The following is a 15747-nucleotide window of genomic DNA, read 5'->3' as shown; positions in this document are numbered from 1 at the left end:
AAGGAAAAACGACGAGTGCGGTTTTTCTATGACACTGAATTTATTGAAGATGGCACGACTATTGATCTAGTGTCTATCGGCATTGTGGCAGAAGATGGGCGCGAATATTATGGCGTTTCGACGGATGCGGATCATAGTCGTGCTAATAAATGGGTGCGTGAGAACGTTTTAAATAAGCTACCTAATCCAGCTAGTGATGCGTGGCGCGATAAAGAAAGAATCCGCGCCGAGGTATATGATTTTTTGACTCGTGATAAAACTACGCCGGAGTTATGGGCTTGGGTAGGTGCATATGATCATGTTGTATTAGCTCAGTTATGGGGTGATATGACAAAGCTTCCTAAAGAGCTACCACGATATACAAAAGAGTTACGCCAGTATTGGGAAATGGCTGGTAAACCACAGTTGCCAAAACTTCCAGTTGGCAATCACGATGCTCTTGTTGATGCGCGGCACAACTTAGAAAAGTTTCGGGTATGCGCTAATGTGTTGCCGCTGGATCAGCGCAATAAGATTATTGTGAATAAAACCATTGCTAAAAAATAGGTGATAGGGGTATTGCATGATAAACATAAAGATGTGAGTTGGACAGTAGATATCCCTAAAGAAGCCTTGCCAGATTTACCGCCACTTCCTGGCGAAATGCAGAAGGTATTCGAAGACGTCGTTTCCCGCGATGCTAAACAACAACCAAATTGGGATAAAGATCAGGCAGCCAACGTGCGTAAGATTCTTGAATCGGTACCCCCTATTGTAGTTGCTCCGGAAATTCGTAAGTTGAAGAAACAGCTTGCTGACGTTGCTAATGGTAAAGCTTTTCTTTTGCAAGGTGGTGACTGTGCGGAAACATTTGAGTCCAACACTGAGCCACACATTCGTGCCAATATTAAAACACTTTTGCAAATGGCCGTTGTGCTTACCTATGGTGCCTCGACACCAGTGGTAAAAATGGCTCGTATTGCTGGTCAGTATGCTAAGCCACGTTCCTCTGATCTTGATGAGAGCGGATTGCCTAATTATCGAGGCGACATTGTCAATGGTGTGGAGGCAACCGAGCAGGCTCGACGCCATGATCCAGCACGAATGATTCGTGCTTATGCTAATTCTTCAGCTGCGATGAACCTGGTGCGTGCTTTGACTACCTCGGGTACTGCTGATCTGACTCGACTGACCGAATGGAACCGTGAGTTTGTTGCACAGTCACCTGCTGGGGCTCGTTATGAGGCATTATCGCAAGAAATCGAGCGTGGGCTACAATTTATGAATGCCTGTGGGGTTAAAGATGATACTCTGCAAGCGGCAGATATTTTTGCCTCTCATGAGGCTTTGGTGGTTGATTATGAACGTGCCATGTTGCGTTTAGCTAAAAATGATGCCGGCGAGTTAGAACTTTATGATCTTTCTGCACACCAGGTGTGGGTGGGCGAGCGCACACGAGACATTAATGACTTCCACGTTAATTTCGCGGCCTTGATCGCTAACCCAGTAGGAATTAAGCTTGGTCCAACCTGCACTCCAGAAGAAGCGGTAGCCTATGCCGATAAACTCGATCCTCATTATGAGCCAGGTCGACTGACCATCGTCGTTCGTATGGGACATGATAAGGTGCGTAGCGTATTGCCAGGAATTGTTCAGGCTGTTGAGGCATCTGGACACAAAGTAATTTGGCAGTCAGACCCAATGCATGGCAATACTTTTACCGCATCTAATGGTTATAAGACCCGTCATTTCGATAAAGTTATCGACGAAGTACAAGGATTTTTTGAAGTACATCGTGCATTGGGAACCCATCCAGGTGGGGTTCATATTGAGCTTACTGGTGAAAACGTCACAGAATGCTTAGGTGGTGCAGAAGATATTACCGACGTTGATCTGCCAGGTCGTTATGAATCTGCTTGTGATCCACGCTTGAATACTCAGCAGTCGTTAGAACTAGCCTTCCTTGTTGCAGAGATGCTACGTAATTAGAATTTTTTAAAGATAATAAAAACCGGGCTTTCCTTATCCACCACAAAGGAAAACCCGGTTTTTGCGTTAATATTTTAGGATTTAGACATGTAAATCGCGATCTTGAATGTTGTTAGCTACCTTAAGTACTGCGATGAGCGAAATAATGCACACAATAATGGAATAGGTGGCAATAGCTGTAGAAGTGCCTGTAGCGTCGAGAAGCATAGCAGCGATCATTGGTGCAAAAGCACCACCAAGAATCGATCCTAAAGCGTATCCGATGGAAACACCGGAAAGACGAACCTGTACTGGGAACATTTCGGCATATAACGCTGGTTGCTGAGCATAAGTAGATCCTTGTAAAAAGGCTACGGTAGTAACCCCTAAACCAAAAAGCCAAACGTTACCGGAATCGACCATCTGCCAGCTTGGGTAAGCCCACAAAATAGTAGCGATATAGCCAAAAATAAATAGTTTCTTACGCCCAATAATATCGGAAAGTGCACCAAAAAGTGGTGTGCTTAGCAACCAAACGATAGCACCAGTAAGGGTTACTGCTAATGCCTCGGAACGGCTATATCCAACTTGTTTAGTGCCGTAGGCGACAAAATAAGCGATGACAAAGTAACCGATGGCATTATTACCGGCAAAGATGAGCGCACAGTGGACGACCGTTTTCCAATACGAGCGTAATAAAGTACTTAGGGGAGCGGATTCTTTTTTCTTTAATTGCTCCATTTCTACGAAAGCAGGGGATTCTTCAATGAGCCGGCGAACCAGATAGCCAAGCACAATGAGAAACACCGAAGAAAGGAAAGGAATACGCCAACCCCAAGATTCAAACTGTTCGGGAGTAAGTGCAGTGCTTAACATCAACATGAACACAGTAGCCAATGCCATCCCCGCTGGCGCACCAACTTGTGGGAAAGAACCAAAGAAACCACGGCGACCAAGTGGTGCGTGTTCAACTGATAACATAGCGGCGCTGCCCCATTCGCCACCAGCAGAAAGCCCTTGGATAATGCGTAACATAATTAAAAATAGGGGCGCGGTAATGCCAATGGTTGCATAGGTAGGCAAAATGCCCATAGCCATGGTTGCAGTACCCATACCAACAAGGGTGAGGGTAAGGACCGGCTTGCGGCCAATTCGATCGCCTAGATGACCAGCGATAATTGCACCAAGTGGTCGGAAAAGAAAAGAAATACCCAAGGTTGCCCAGGAGATAATTTCTGCTAGTGAGGCATTTTCGCGTCCGAGCGGTTCAAAGTACTGCTGGGCAAAAATTAATCCAGCTGCTTGGGCATAAATAAAGAAGTCGAACCATTCGATAGTGGTGCCAACCATTGAGCCAGTAAGCACTTTTTTATGCTCCCGGTTGAGGTCGGTGGGAGTAGCGGTGGCAGTGACTGTCATATAGCTTCTTTCTTTACACGAAAAAGTAAAACACTAACGTGGATTTATCGGTGCATGATTGCAATATGTTACGAACCGAGCAGTCGTAGTGTTACTGTTTCGCCTATTTCTAAGCTGCCGGAGGTTGGTGATTGCCAGTACACTCTGGCACTACTGCGGGCAGTACCAGTAACACTTACTTTAAAACCAGCATCACGTAGTATTTGACGGGCTTCAGAATAGGTTTTGCCGATGACATTAGGAACATCAATTTTTCCTGGCAAAATAAGTGTTACGGTATCTGTTCCAGCATCGACTAGTTCACCTGCTCGGGGATTAGTATCGACAACTTCGGTAGGGCTAGAACCAGCGTGTTCCTGAGATTTTTCAGTGCCGCTGACCCTCAAACCTAGTTTTTGTAATGCAGCACTAGCTTCAGCTTGGCTCATACCCGTAACGTCTGGAATTGTGACCGCAGTAGAGACAACGAGGGTAACGCTAGTACCAGAAGCAACAGTATTACCGGCAGCTGGTTCAGTAGTAATTGCATGATCGCCTTGGATAAAAGCATCGAAACGCTCGCTGACGGTTACTTTAAGTCCAGCGCTTTCCAACCGATCAATAGCCTCATCTCGCGGTATACCAGAAATATCAGGAATTTTTACCGGCGCAGGGCCTTTCGACGTATGTATAGTCACCGTTGAATTAACCAGCACCGTTGTTCCTGGATCTGGTTCGATACGAGTGATATCACCGAGCGGAATATTATCAGAGTATTCTTGCTCACCGAGTTGCATAACTAGGGTACGTTTTTCTAATTCTTGGCTTAGCTGTGCCTCTGAAAGGCCAGTAAAGTCGGGAACTACTGGACGTCCTAAAGAAACTAGGACTGCTACCTGATCTCCTTTGACTGCTCTTTGGCCGAAAGCCGGCTCAGTACCTACCACCTCATCTTTAGCAACCTCATTGGAGTAGATGTTTTTGGTAGTAGAAACAAAGCCGGCTTCCTCAACCTGAGTTACAGCTTGAATTTGAGCTAAGCCGAGAACTTGCGGTATTTCTCCATAGCGACCAGAACCAAACCACCATGCACCTATAGCAACCGCAGTAGTAAGTGCAATGACAGCAATCAACCAGACAATGAACCCAGTTTTACCGCGGTTGCTTACTGCTGGCGGATAATTTTGGGTAGCCAGTTGCTGATGTGTGTCTTGGGTTCTTAGTTCTGGTGAGCCAGACTGAGTGGCTGGTAGCACTGAGGTCTCTGGTGCTACTGGTATAGGTTCTGGTGAAATGGCTGGGATGATTGAAGTTTCTTGGTGCGGTGATTCTGCCGGAATATAGGTAGTTACCAAGTCGGTCGGGGCAAGAACTGGGGCATCTAATGCATCAGAGGCTCGGTGCGCCGCAGAATTTTTCGGAGCAGGTACTAAGAATTCAGGCAAGTGAAGTTCATTAGCAACATCGTCAAGTGCACTAAGGAACTCACTAGCATTTGCAAAGCGTTCTTCGGGGTCGCGATTACACGCGGTAGCAACCAGTTCGTCGAAAAGCTTGGGTACTCCTTGAATAAAACTACTTGGTGCCGGAACATCTTTATCAATGCGGGCATAGGCATGAGCAATTTGATTGTCACCAGAAAAAGGAGTGGCGCCAGTTAACAGTTCGAAAAGTAAAATACCGCAGGAATAAACATCGGAAGGAAAAGAGATTTCTTCGCCAGTGACTTGCTCTGGAGAAAGATAAGACACCGTACCGACGATTTGATTGCTCGTGGAATGGCTTACTGCTACTGCGCGTACTAAACCAAAATCTGTGACCTTTACTTGGTTATTGGTGTTAATAAGTACGTTATCGGGTTTGATATCACGATGAACCATGCCTTGAGCATGGGCAACTGATAAGCCGGTTAATACGGCACGCATAACTGCAGTGGCCGCATGTGGTGGCATAGGGCCGCGTTCAGCAAGTAGCTCACGCAGAGTGCCGCCGTCGATAAGCTCCATAATTAAAAAGACAGCGGAACCTTCCGAGGCGAAATCATACACACCAACTAAATTGGGGTGGGTGAGTTGGGCCATGCTGCGTGCTTCGCGGCGAAAACGTTGCCGGAATATCGGATCATCGATGTATTGCTCGTCCATGACCTTCGCAGCAACTAGACGGCCTAAGCGAGTATCGACGCAGCGATAGACGGTAGACATGCCGCCTTTAGCGATTGCCGCTTCGATACGGTATCGCTCATCGAGAAAATCTCCGACACTCAAGTTTGCCATGGGTTATAGTATGGACGATAAAGGACTAGTTTCGCTAACTTAGTTTGGGTTTTTGCTGATAGGACTAGATAAATAAGTTTGGAAATGACCTTCAGTTACCTGCATTTGCTAGATTAAAACGTGTGAGTAGACAAGCAGTATCCGCAGACCTGGTTCCTGAGGGAGAAGTTCTTTTATCTGTTCCCGATTATGCTGAGCGCCTAGGAGTACCCGTGACTCGGGTTTTTGACCTACTAGGAGATCATAAACTTATTGCTGTCGTCCGAGACGGAATAAAAATGATTCCTGAAGCATTCTTAAGCAAAAAGGGAACTACCAATAAATTTGTTCCGGGCACAATTGCTGTGCTTTCTGATGGCGGTTATTCCGATTCCGAGATTATTTCCTACCTTTTTACGGAGGACGATTCTTTACCAGGGCGTCCCATTGATGCATTACATGGTCATTTAGCACGAGAAGTAATGCGCCGAGCACAGGCTTTGGCTTTCTAAACACATTAGAGCTGTGCGGATTAATAAACGCACTAAGAAAGAAAATCCCCAAGCCTTGCTGAGTAAGTTTTGCTGAGCGTAAAAGGCTTAGGGGATTTTTTAGTTGTGTGCAATAGCAGATGAAGCAGGTGTTGATACATTATTTTTTAAGCTAAGACGACCTGGTTCGGTAAAGATATAATGAACCGCTAAGAATGCAAAGAAGGTAGCAGGAATCATCCACAATGGGTTATAGAGTTGATGGTTACCACTGCCGGTAAAAGCACTAGCAATAATGATACTGGCGGCAACTGATAATTTTAGTAGCCATAATGGTGGTTTTATCAGTCCTAATAGGCAGATAATACTGGCGTAGTACCAGGGCAAAGTTACCGAATTAAAAACAAAGGCAAACCCATATGCGCCAGTTGCGCCACGAAGCGCAGAAATCTGTGTTCTCCGGGACAACCACCAACAGGATATAAAACCAATTGCCATAATGACTATGGAGAATCGTCGGGTTATATCGAGCACTTGGTTGTAGGGGAAATTATCGACAAATACACTGCCTACTGCAGAAATAATCCCAGCAATCAGCGAAGGAAACGCTAATGGGTTGATTACCTTCGTATTTCCAGTAAGTTGAGTAACCCAGCCCCAAGACGCACCAGAAATAAAAGTAATCAGTGCTAAAACTGCAATTGTGAGAACTCCGCCGCCAAAAGCATAGATAAAAAACCAACGTAGTTTTTTGGTTTTTGTAGTTAGTGCAATCCAGACTACAAAAGGCAAAATAAAAGCGGCTGTTGCTTTTAGTGCCACACCTAGTGAAATAAGAGCAATGGCACAAAAGACTCTCGCTGGTGTGGAACTGCTGACAATAAGCCACAAGCCGATTCCAACAAGACCAATCATAAGTGATTCGTTATGCATTCCGCCGATGAGATGAATAATCATCAACGGATTCATTACCCCGAGCCAAAGCGCTAAGGTGGGGCTTTGGTTGGCCAAGATGGCAAGACGTGGAATTGACCAAGCAATAAGCGCAAAGCCAGCGATCGAGAGCAGCTTAAACAAAACAACACCAACAGAGACCCTATCGCCACTGATTATGGTTATTAGTTCACCTAACCACAGATGTAGCGGCCCGTAGGGGGTGGTAGTGGTACGCCAGTCATGAGAAACCTCGGTGAGGTATGAGTTTGGGTTTAGCGCAACGCCTTGAGTATAAGGATCGAAGCCATCGCGCAGCATGGCACCTTGAGCAAGATAAGAATAAATATCGCGACTCATTATCGGTGCAGCGCAGATAAGTGGTAGCACCCACATCCATAATGATTTATTGAGCTGAGGTAATGAAAGTTGCTGATTGTATACTGCTTTGCCAACCAACACCCAGGCCACAATAAGCAAGATAGTTCCCGACCACAGGACAAGATTAGATAAGGTAGCACCGTGACCGTAACGTAAAGCTTCCAAATTAAAAGTTGCTAAAAGTCCACCTCGTACGCGGGTGGCACCGCCGCCAAAAGAACCAAGCGTTACTAAAATTGCGGCAAGAATACCTAGTCGGATTCCATTCATGATGTGCGTGCGAGAGCCTTATTCGCAAGTGCGCTGAGTATATTTTGCGCTGGGGTAGGTAGATCAATATTTCTTAGATGTGCTAAACCTGAGTCGGCCAGATCATTAATACGCTTTTCGATATCCCCAACTACACCAGTCGATTCGATGAGATAAGAGAGTTCCGCGATCTCTTCTGGGGTAGAAACTTTTCCTACCTGGTTTTTAATTTTTTCTGCGAGTTCAGGGCATCCAGCATTGGTGGCGTTAAGAATGGATTGCGCGATGAGTACGGTACGTTTTCCTTCCCGTAAATCATCACCAGCGGGTTTTCCAGTTACTGTCGGATCGCCAAAAACTCCGAGAAGATCATCACGAAGCTGAAAGGCAACACCAATATCTCGACCAAAAGCACGTAAAGCGGCTATTTCTTTTTCTTCTGCCCCGGCAAGCGCTGCTCCAAGATGAACTGGGCGCTCAATAGTATAAGCGGCAGTTTTGAAAAGATTGACCTGGTAAGCACGCGCTAGAGAATCTGTTGCTTCAGCTTCATTAGCAATATCAAGTAGCTGTCCACCGATAACCTCAGTGCGCATTCCTCGCCAAGAATCAAAAGCGCGGATAAGCGCTTGGGCAGGTAGGCCGGAACCATAAAACATATCATCTGCCCACACTAAAGCCAGGTCACCAACAAGGATAGAAACAGAAGCACCAAAATGTTTAGCGTTACGCTGCCAATTATGGCTACGATGCAAGGTTTCGGCACGCCGGTGCACAGTTGGTTGTCCGCGCCGGGTATCAGAAGAATCGATAAAATCATCGTGGATAAGAGCACAGGCTTGAACAAGTTCTAAAGAACTGATGGCAGTAAAAAGCGCGGTGTGACTATATTCAGGATTTTTTTCAAAGCCGCCGCCGGCGAGAAAACCAGCCCAGGCAAAGAGCGGACGGATACGTTTTCCACCAGTGAGCACAAAGTCTTCGAGAAAACTTACTGCATTCATTGCTGGGTCTCCGATGCGTTCGATATGCAGACGATTTTCATCGAAAAATACCTTTAAACTGGCTTCAATGTGGTCAATAATGTCTGGTATATCGGTGGGAAAATTTGGATTCGGAAGGCCTTGCAAACTCACGTCGGGGCAGTCCTTTACTGTTGATCTCAATAAATGAGTTTGAGTCTAGTTGGAATTAGATTTTTGCAAGATTTCTACACACATATGTCATAAGAAGGAGGAATTTTTTCAGACAGCATTGAGATTGAGTTATCTCATATTTTTAGTGAGTTTCAATTAACCACCGTTAGCGTGAAGTGAGATCTTTGCCTAAAATGGCGAAGGGACGATGATCTCCTTGGAAGTGAAAATTGCGCAATACATCTACAAAACCGTTGCGACGGTAGAGCCGAAAAGCATTGTTGTCTTCCTCAGGTACTTCTGGTGTGGATAATAAAACATAAGGGCTTGTGATATGCGAGAAGAGCTCTACTAACAGTGCCTCACCAATACCGTTTCCCTGTGCAGCTGGGATAACGTGAATTTCTACTAGTTCAAAATAATCATCGCAGAGGGATTTTTGTTTGCCACCAGGAAGGTGGTTTTCTCGTAAACCACGGCGAATTTGTTGATTCCACCAATGATCGCGATGGCCCCGGAAGCCATAGGCAATGCCAAGAATATGTTGGTCATTATGAGCGCACACGCTAATAAAATCTTTTTCAGTTACTGCTCGTCGCCATATACCGATACGAGAAAGTCGAATAGTTGGCTCGTAGTGCATTGCAGCGAGATAAATATCGACAAATTGCGGAACCAAATGGGAAAATTCCGCGGGAGTGAGTCGAAGTATTTTTAATGTCACGGTATCTAAATATTCCACTTCTGTTGTTCTTATGGGTAGATAATGGCGAAAAAAGAGCCGAAAAAGTTATTCCAATATTCGAACATTAGTGCTAAAATTATGTCTGGAAGCGCACTACATGTCCCGGTGGTTTCCTATCATGATCGAATAAATAAGCGCCTATGGTTGTTGACCAATATGTAGGCACATAAAGAAAGGAGAACAGCAATGGTGGCTCAAGTAGTCTCGGCAACAACGCGGTTTGCTCGCGGTGGAGTTGCCAAACAAACAACGTTTTTAGCTAAGGCAAGTGTTCTTCTTTCAGATGCCATTGGTCAATATCAACGAGGCGAGTTTGAAGATTCTTTGGAGTCGGCATATCGCGCCGGTTTGCGTACCGCGGGCGCTCGGGTTGCCGCATCGCCTGTGGCAAAAAAAGTGCGTAAACCTAATAGTGTATGGGAACAACTTATGCTTGTTGATGAACAATCAGCGCAATGGGCACGCCAATTTTTGACTTATTCGCGCATTCGCTCTCGAGTGGCTAGCGGATTAACGGATAACCTTGATACTGGAGTTGTTCAGGAACTTATTTCTTTGGTGGAGAGTTTCCTTGATGAGGTTGAGCAGCAGCTCGAAGGCCTAGCGCATGCGGCGTAGGTAACTAGTAGGGGTATTTGGCATCATTCTTTAATATGCGGGTTAAAATGGATTATGTCTCGCCGTGGGAACTAAAAGATCTTGGTAAGCGTTATGCGGTGTAGAAGAATTTTAATCATTCATATTCAAGGAGGATGACGTGGCTCTTTCCGAACAGGAGCAACGTGCACTGCGTGAAATTGAGCGCTCGCTTATGGCGGAGGATCCTAAATTTGGAACCTCGGTTAGTGGTGGCGGTGCAGGTACTACGGGCACGCTTACTCTCCGCGGTATTGCGGTGATCGTCATCGGTTTGCTCCTATTAGTGGGTGGGGTAGCTCTTAGTCAGCAGTCGTTATGGTTTGTGTCCTTGAGTATTATTGGCTTCTTGGTCATGCTCGGTGGCGCTGTGTGGATGCTGCGGTCGCAATCTAGCTTCGATAAGGAAATCTCTAGGTCTGTGAAAAAGAGTAAAAAAGGCTCGTCAGGGTTTGGCGGAAAAATGGAAGAAAGTTTCCGCCGTCGTTTTGAGCAATAATGTGTTAAGCGTAACGCAGGTAACTGAGATTTTTCTTTAGATTACTGTTTTGATCCCGGTCATTGATGACCGGGATTTTTTACGTTTATATGTTCTTTTCCTGACGTTTTCCTTGTGTTGGCAGTAGCTTGTTGAAGGAATAAGTCCGCGGTAGGGCAAGGTAACAGCTATTTGCTGGGTTGATGTGGGTAGGCTTGGCATTTTTTAAATTCCCCACTTTTCCCCACTTTGTTAATTTTAGGTTCCTTTTCTTTTCTCTTTTATTGGGTTTACTCTCGGAGAATATTCTAAAACGCCAGTAATTAGTGATCAAAGTTGTAATTGTTATTAAAAGTGGTGAATGTTTTTAATGCGAAAAAAGTGGAGAAAGGGGGTATTTAGGCATTTTTTGTCATGAGAATTGGGAAAATCCACCACCAATTTTTTGCTGGTTAAAGGTATTTTTTTAAAAAAATTACGGAAGAATGATCAAGTGTGGGTGGGAGAGTGGGGGAAAGTGGGGTATTGTGGGCGATGGTGACGAGGTGCATGGCTTTGCGCTAGCTATGGATCGCGGAACAACAAGGAAGCGGCAATAGTCGCAAAAGTTAAGTAGCGGGAAGGTAGGTGCTCAATGTTTCTAGGCACATACACCCCAAAACTTGACGACAAAGGCAGGTTGACCTTGCCAGCGAAATTCAGGGATGAATTAGCAGGTGGCTTAATGGTTACAAAAGGCCAAGATCATTCTTTGGCTGTGTATCCACGGGAAGAGTTTGCAGCTCGTGCGCGTAAAGCGGCAGCAGTATCGCGAACAAACCCGGAGGCACGTGCGTTCATCCGTAATTTTGCGGCAAGTGCTGACGAGCAGCGTCCAGATGGCCAGGGACGTATTACTTTGTCTCCAGCGCACCGTGAGTATGCAGGCCTTAGCAAAGAATGCGTAGTTATCGGTTCGGTGGACTTCCTTGAGATCTGGGATGCGCAGTCCTGGAACGCCTATCAGCAAGAAACTGAAGCTGCTTTTGCAGAAGCAAGCGGTGAATTGCTCGGTGATTTGCTTTAACGCAAATCAATGTGAGGGAGTGTGCGTAAGAACTCCACTCCAAGAACTGCTCTGGTGTACTTCCCCGATATCAGAGTCGGACTTGGAGCGGGGCTCTATGCATACTTAGCTCAGCTCATAACAAATAAGTGACTTTTTAAGGCGACCAAGGGGGTGAACTCAAGGCATGACACAGGGTTACACTTTTTCGATAGACGATAATCACGGGCATGTACCTGTGCTTCGCGAGCGTATGGCTGCCTTGATTGCACCAGGTATTAAGGCAGCGGGAGAAAACGCAGTTATTCTCGATGGAACCTTGGGAGCAGGTGGGCATACGCAGTGGTTTCTTAACGTATTTCCCACTGCCCGAGTTATTGGGCTGGATCGAGACACAACATCACTTGCTGCGGCGAGTCAACGGCTAGCTTCTTTTGGTGATCGTTTCTTAGCAGTGCATTGTCGCTTCGATGAGTTTTTGGAGCCGCTAGAGCAGGCTGCTCAACAAGGAAACCATATTGCGCAGCACGTATTTGAGTATGGTTTCGCTGGAAGCCTTTTCGATCTTGGGGTTAGCTCTATGCAATTAGACCAGGTTGAACGAGGTTTTGCTTATAAAGTTGATGCGCCACTAGATATGCGTATGGATCCTACGCTCGGATTAACTGCGGCAGATGTACTCAATACCTATTCGCATGGCGATCTAGCACGCATTCTAAAAGTTTATGGTGATGAGCGTTTCGCCGGAAAGATTGCTTCGGCAGTACTACATGAGCGGGAGATAAAGCCTTTTGATACTTCAGCTCGTTTGGTCGAATTGCTTTATAAAACTATTCCAGCTGCTACTCGACGTACCGGTGGACATCCCGCTAAGCGGACTTTCCAAGCGTTACGCATTGAAGTTAATCGAGAGCTTGAAGCAATTGAGAATGTTATCCCTCAGGTATGCGAGCTACTTTCACCAGGTGCCCGCGCAGTATTTATGTCTTATCAGTCTTTGGAAGACCGGATTGTAAAGCGCTGGTTTAAAGAGCTTTCCACTTCGAAGACGCCTCCAGGATTACCAGTTGATTTACCTGAATTTGCGGCAAAGTACACGCTGGTTACTAAAGGGGCAGAGAAAGCATCAGAAAAAGAGATTAGTGAAAATCCTCGATCAGCTTCGGTACGGGTACGTGCTATTGAGGCTATCGATGGCTACCAACCACACGAAAAATAAACCACACCACCTATATCGGAAGCACTGATTATGACTTTGACTGACAATTATAGCCAGAAGTCCACATACCGCTCCCGTGATTTAAGTATCGACGGAGCCGGATCACCAACGCAGACTCGCACTGTTGAGCCAACGCGTACTCGTCGGGTACCATTTCGTCAGCCACGTCGGAAATTCCAGCGTACACCTGGTTCACAGCAGGTTTTTTCTTATCGTGGACGTCGGGTCACTCAGGAAAAAGCAGATCCGCGTACGGTTCGATTGGTTATTTTGGCGACATTGGCACTTGTGGGTGGTATTTTTGCGTCGATGTGGATTTCGGGTATCACCACTACCCAGACTTTTGAATTACAAAATTTACAGCGGCAAGAAACTACGTTACGAAATCAAGTAGAAACACTTAATCGTGATGTAGAAAGCGTATCTAGTTCTGCTGAATTAGCGCGTCGTGCTACAGAATTAGGCATGGTGATTCCAGATCAGCCCGGTATTTTAGCTACCGATGAACTTGGTAACACATTTGAACAACGTGCTACTAGTGATATCACCCGTCCTATAGTTGATATTAATGGGCAGCAAGTAAAGGCAACTTCAGCGTCGAGCGATCCGGTAAAGACAAATGAAGTAACCGATACTTTAAATGCTGTTCCGAACACTTCATTTAATTCTTCGACTGGCGCTGTTACTGCACCTTATGCGGTGAGCGACTCTAATGAGTAAAAGTCGAGTGTAAGGCGGAATTTTACTTGTGACTCGACCTCAATCTCATGGACGTGACCCTTACGCTGCTAGGCGACGTCGTCAAGATAGTTTACGCACTCAGCGTGCAGATGAACTTGGCTTGAAAAAACGTGTTAATGCAGGGCCTCAGAAGAGTAAAGAAGGACAAAAGGCGCTTAATAATCGACGGCTAAAAATTGCTGGAACTTTAATAATTGCAATAGTGACAGTGCTTATTGGGCGATTAGCCTTGGTGCAATTATGGTGGGGGCCAAGCCTTTCCGATCTAGCTGCTCAACAGCGCACTCGGGTCTATGTTGATGCTGCCCGTCGCGGTGAGATTCTTGATCGTAATGGTCAGCAGTTGGCATACACTATGCAGTCGCGTTCGCTGACCGTGTCACCGACTTTATTGCGCAGCGAGTTACGTCATGTAGCTGAAATTGAGATGCGCAACTCAGGTGAGTTTTATCAGGTGTCAGGGCAGGCACGAGAATCTCGGATTACGGATTTAGTTTCGGATTATCTTAAAGATTATTCTGAAGAGATTCCTAAGATTATTGACGATGCTTCGGCGTCGACAAGCGAAGTTAATTCTGAGGATATTTTAAAGAAGCTGGAATCTGATTCCAGCTATGAGGTATTAGTTCGAAATGTTGATCCAGATATTGCTCAACAAATTGCGCAGGAATATCATGGCGTAGCTGCTGACCTGCAAAATATTCGACAATATCCTAATGGAGCGATTGCTGAGAATGTACTTGGCAAAATTAGTTATGATGGTCAAGGTCAGTTCGGTTTTGAAGCTAGTAATGATGCTTTACTCTCGGGAATTGATGGCCGATCAACGGTAGACGTTTCTACTAATGGTCAGGTAATTCCGGGTACTACTCGGGATACGGTACCGGCAACTAATGGGGCGACTGCAAGGCTTACCCTGGATCTAGATTTACAAACTTATGTGCAACAACAAATCGAGCAAGCCGTTGCCAATTCTGGTGCACAAAGCGGTGAAGCGGTGGTACTAGACGTAGAAACCGGGGAAGTTCTCGCTATGGCCAATAGTGACACTATTGATCCTATGGGCGATATTCAACGTCAGATTGATCAAGGTAAAGACTTCAGTAATACTTCTATTTCTGCACCCTTTGAACCGGGTTCGGTAGCCAAGATTATTACTGCTGCTGGTGTTATTGAAGATGGTTTATCTACTCCTGATGAAGTTATTCAGGTACCTGGAAGTATTAACATGTCCGGGGTAACAGTCAAAGACGCATGGGATCACGGTGTGGTTGGCTATACTACTACGGGTATTTTTGGTAAATCGTCTAACGTTGGCACACTATTGTTAGCACAGCGGTTAGGCGAGCAACGTTTTAATGATTTACTGAATAAGTTCGGTATCGGGCAGACAACCGGCATTGAATTACCGAGTGAATCTCAAGGGTTGGTACCAGATATTTCGCAATGGTCGGGTGGTACTTTCGCTAACCTACCTATTGGGCAAGGTATGAGTTGGACAACCTTGCAAATGGCGAGTGTGTATCAAGCAATCGCTAATGAAGGTGTGCGGATCCAGCCACGCATTATTGATCGTATTGTTGATGCCAGCGGAAGCGTCATTGAGCAACCCGAGCCTACGGAAACTAAGGTAGTGTCTGCTCAAACTGCGCGCACGATCATTGATATGTTCCGTGCAGTGGCACAAAACGATCCCACCGGGGTGCAATCTGGAACCGGTCCTGGAGCGGCTATTGATGGTTATCAAGTATCTGGAAAAACTGGTACCGCTCAGCAAGTAGATCCTGCCACTGGTGCCTATTCCAACTCTAACTATTGGATTACTTTTGCCGGTATCGCACCAGCTGATGATCCTCGGTATGTAGTGGCAATCCAACTTGATCGTCCAGTACGCGGAGTACACGGCGAAGGTGGACAATCTGCTGCGCCACTATTCCACGACATTGCAACCTGGTTGCTTAATAGAGATAACGTACCGCTATCACCACCGATGGAGGGAACCTTGGTGCTACAGGCACAATAGTTTTTGTGGTGACACTCTTAGCGCTGATAAACCGTAGATGAAAAATATTCACGGGTAATAAATGACAAGA

14 protein-coding genes are annotated in these 15747 nt (G+C 45.9%); 9 read left to right on the top strand and 5 right to left on the bottom strand.

The genetic code is table 11. The annotated features are described in order from the left end of the window. Positions 1-15: 15 nt before the first annotated feature. Complete coding sequence (locus tag UL82_RS06910; protein ID WP_046439929.1) at positions 16-546, top strand: polyadenylate-specific 3'-exoribonuclease AS; 531 nt, start codon at positions 16-18, stop codon at positions 544-546. 33 nt (positions 547-579) lie between these two features. Continuing rightward, positions 580-1968, top strand: a complete 1389-nt coding sequence (locus tag UL82_RS06905; RefSeq protein WP_046441329.1) for a class II 3-deoxy-7-phosphoheptulonate synthase — start codon at positions 580-582, stop codon at positions 1966-1968. Between the two features lie 81 nt (positions 1969-2049). On the opposite strand, the gene UL82_RS06900 is transcribed toward UL82_RS06905, so the two are convergent. Together UL82_RS06900 and pknB are read right to left on the bottom strand one after the other, a co-directional pair. Then, complete coding sequence (locus UL82_RS06900; RefSeq protein WP_046439927.1) at positions 2050-3366, bottom strand: MFS transporter; 1317 nt, start codon at positions 3364-3366, stop codon at positions 2050-2052. Between the two features lie 68 nt (positions 3367-3434). Further along, positions 3435-5621 carry a Stk1 family PASTA domain-containing Ser/Thr kinase gene (pknB, locus tag UL82_RS06895; RefSeq protein ID WP_046439925.1) on the bottom strand — a complete coding sequence of 729 codons (2187 nt, stop codon included), beginning with the start codon at positions 5619-5621 and terminating at the stop codon, positions 3435-3437. Between the two features lie 122 nt (positions 5622-5743). Between pknB and UL82_RS06890 the strand changes: the two genes are divergently transcribed. After that, positions 5744-6112 (top strand): Rv2175c family DNA-binding protein, encoded by a 369-nt coding sequence (locus tag UL82_RS06890; RefSeq protein ID WP_046439924.1) that lies wholly within the window; start codon positions 5744-5746, stop codon positions 6110-6112. A 99-nt stretch (positions 6113-6211) separates the two neighbouring features. Here UL82_RS06890 and UL82_RS06885 read toward each other — a convergent pair whose 3' ends face one another. From UL82_RS06885 to UL82_RS06875, 3 genes are all read right to left on the bottom strand, one after another. Beyond that, complete coding sequence (locus tag UL82_RS06885; protein ID WP_046439922.1) at positions 6212-7675, bottom strand: alpha-(1->6)-mannopyranosyltransferase A; 1464 nt, start codon at positions 7673-7675, stop codon at positions 6212-6214. Continuing rightward, complete coding sequence (locus UL82_RS06880) at positions 7672-8790, bottom strand: polyprenyl synthetase family protein (protein WP_407921674.1); 1119 nt, start codon at positions 8788-8790, stop codon at positions 7672-7674. The genes UL82_RS06885 and UL82_RS06880 overlap by 4 nt, the downstream gene beginning before the upstream one ends. 166 nt (positions 8791-8956) lie before the next feature. Then, positions 8957-9514 carry a GNAT family N-acetyltransferase gene (locus tag UL82_RS06875; RefSeq protein WP_046441325.1) on the bottom strand — a complete coding sequence of 186 codons (558 nt, stop codon included), beginning with the start codon at positions 9512-9514 and terminating at the stop codon, positions 8957-8959. Between the two features lie 207 nt (positions 9515-9721). Between UL82_RS06875 and UL82_RS06870 the strand changes: the two genes are divergently transcribed. The 6 genes from UL82_RS06870 to UL82_RS06845 all read left to right on the top strand — a co-directional run bounded on the left by UL82_RS06870 (position 9722) and on the right by UL82_RS06845 (position 15677). After that, the gene (locus tag UL82_RS06870) at positions 9722-10153 is read left to right on the top strand and encodes an SAV_6107 family HEPN domain-containing protein (RefSeq protein ID WP_083966439.1); all 432 of its coding nucleotides are present in this window, start codon (positions 9722-9724) and stop codon (positions 10151-10153) included. A gap of 139 nt (positions 10154-10292) precedes the next feature. Further along, complete coding sequence (locus tag UL82_RS06865; protein WP_046439921.1) at positions 10293-10670, top strand: DUF3040 domain-containing protein; 378 nt, start codon at positions 10293-10295, stop codon at positions 10668-10670. 613 nt (positions 10671-11283) lie between these two features. Beyond that, positions 11284-11715, top strand: a complete 432-nt coding sequence (mraZ, locus tag UL82_RS06860; protein WP_046439919.1) for a division/cell wall cluster transcriptional repressor MraZ — start codon at positions 11284-11286, stop codon at positions 11713-11715. Between the two features lie 166 nt (positions 11716-11881). Continuing rightward, the gene (gene rsmH, locus UL82_RS06855) at positions 11882-12913 is read left to right on the top strand and encodes a 16S rRNA (cytosine(1402)-N(4))-methyltransferase RsmH (protein WP_046439917.1); all 1032 of its coding nucleotides are present in this window, start codon (positions 11882-11884) and stop codon (positions 12911-12913) included. A 30-nt stretch (positions 12914-12943) separates the two neighbouring features. After that, entirely contained in the window at positions 12944-13633 is a 690-nt protein-coding gene (locus UL82_RS06850) for a hypothetical protein (protein ID WP_046439916.1), read from the top strand. 196 nt (positions 13634-13829) lie between these two features. Beyond that, positions 13830-15677, top strand: coding sequence for a peptidoglycan D,D-transpeptidase FtsI family protein (locus tag UL82_RS06845; RefSeq protein ID WP_407921690.1), 1848 nt, complete (start codon positions 13830-13832; stop codon positions 15675-15677). The last annotated feature ends 70 nt before the right edge of the window (positions 15678-15747 follow it).

This window comes from Corynebacterium kutscheri, from assembly GCF_000980835.1.
GTDB lineage: Bacteria > Actinomycetota > Actinomycetes > Mycobacteriales > Mycobacteriaceae > Corynebacterium > Corynebacterium kutscheri.
The sequence above is the reverse complement of the archived record's forward strand: the minus strand, read 5'-3'. Positions and strand labels throughout refer to the sequence as shown.

What these genes read in the sequence shown, in the direction of transcription:
- UL82_RS06900 (WP_046439927.1), bottom strand. Translation starts at nt 3,366, where the DNA reads ATGACAGTCACTGCCACCGCTACTCCCACCGACCTCAACCGGGAGCAT.
- pknB (WP_046439925.1), bottom strand. Translation starts at nt 5,621, where the DNA reads ATGGCAAACTTGAGTGTCGGAGATTTTCTCGATGAGCGATACCGTATC.
- UL82_RS06885 (WP_046439922.1), bottom strand. Translation starts at nt 7,675, where the DNA reads ATGAATGGAATCCGACTAGGTATTCTTGCCGCAATTTTAGTAACGCTT.
- UL82_RS06870 (WP_083966439.1), top strand. Translation starts at nt 9,722, where the DNA reads ATGGTGGCTCAAGTAGTCTCGGCAACAACGCGGTTTGCTCGCGGTGGA.
- mraZ (WP_046439919.1), top strand. Translation starts at nt 11,284, where the DNA reads ATGTTTCTAGGCACATACACCCCAAAACTTGACGACAAAGGCAGGTTG.
- rsmH (WP_046439917.1), top strand. Translation starts at nt 11,882, where the DNA reads ATGACACAGGGTTACACTTTTTCGATAGACGATAATCACGGGCATGTA.
- UL82_RS06850 (WP_046439916.1), top strand. Translation starts at nt 12,944, where the DNA reads ATGACTTTGACTGACAATTATAGCCAGAAGTCCACATACCGCTCCCGT.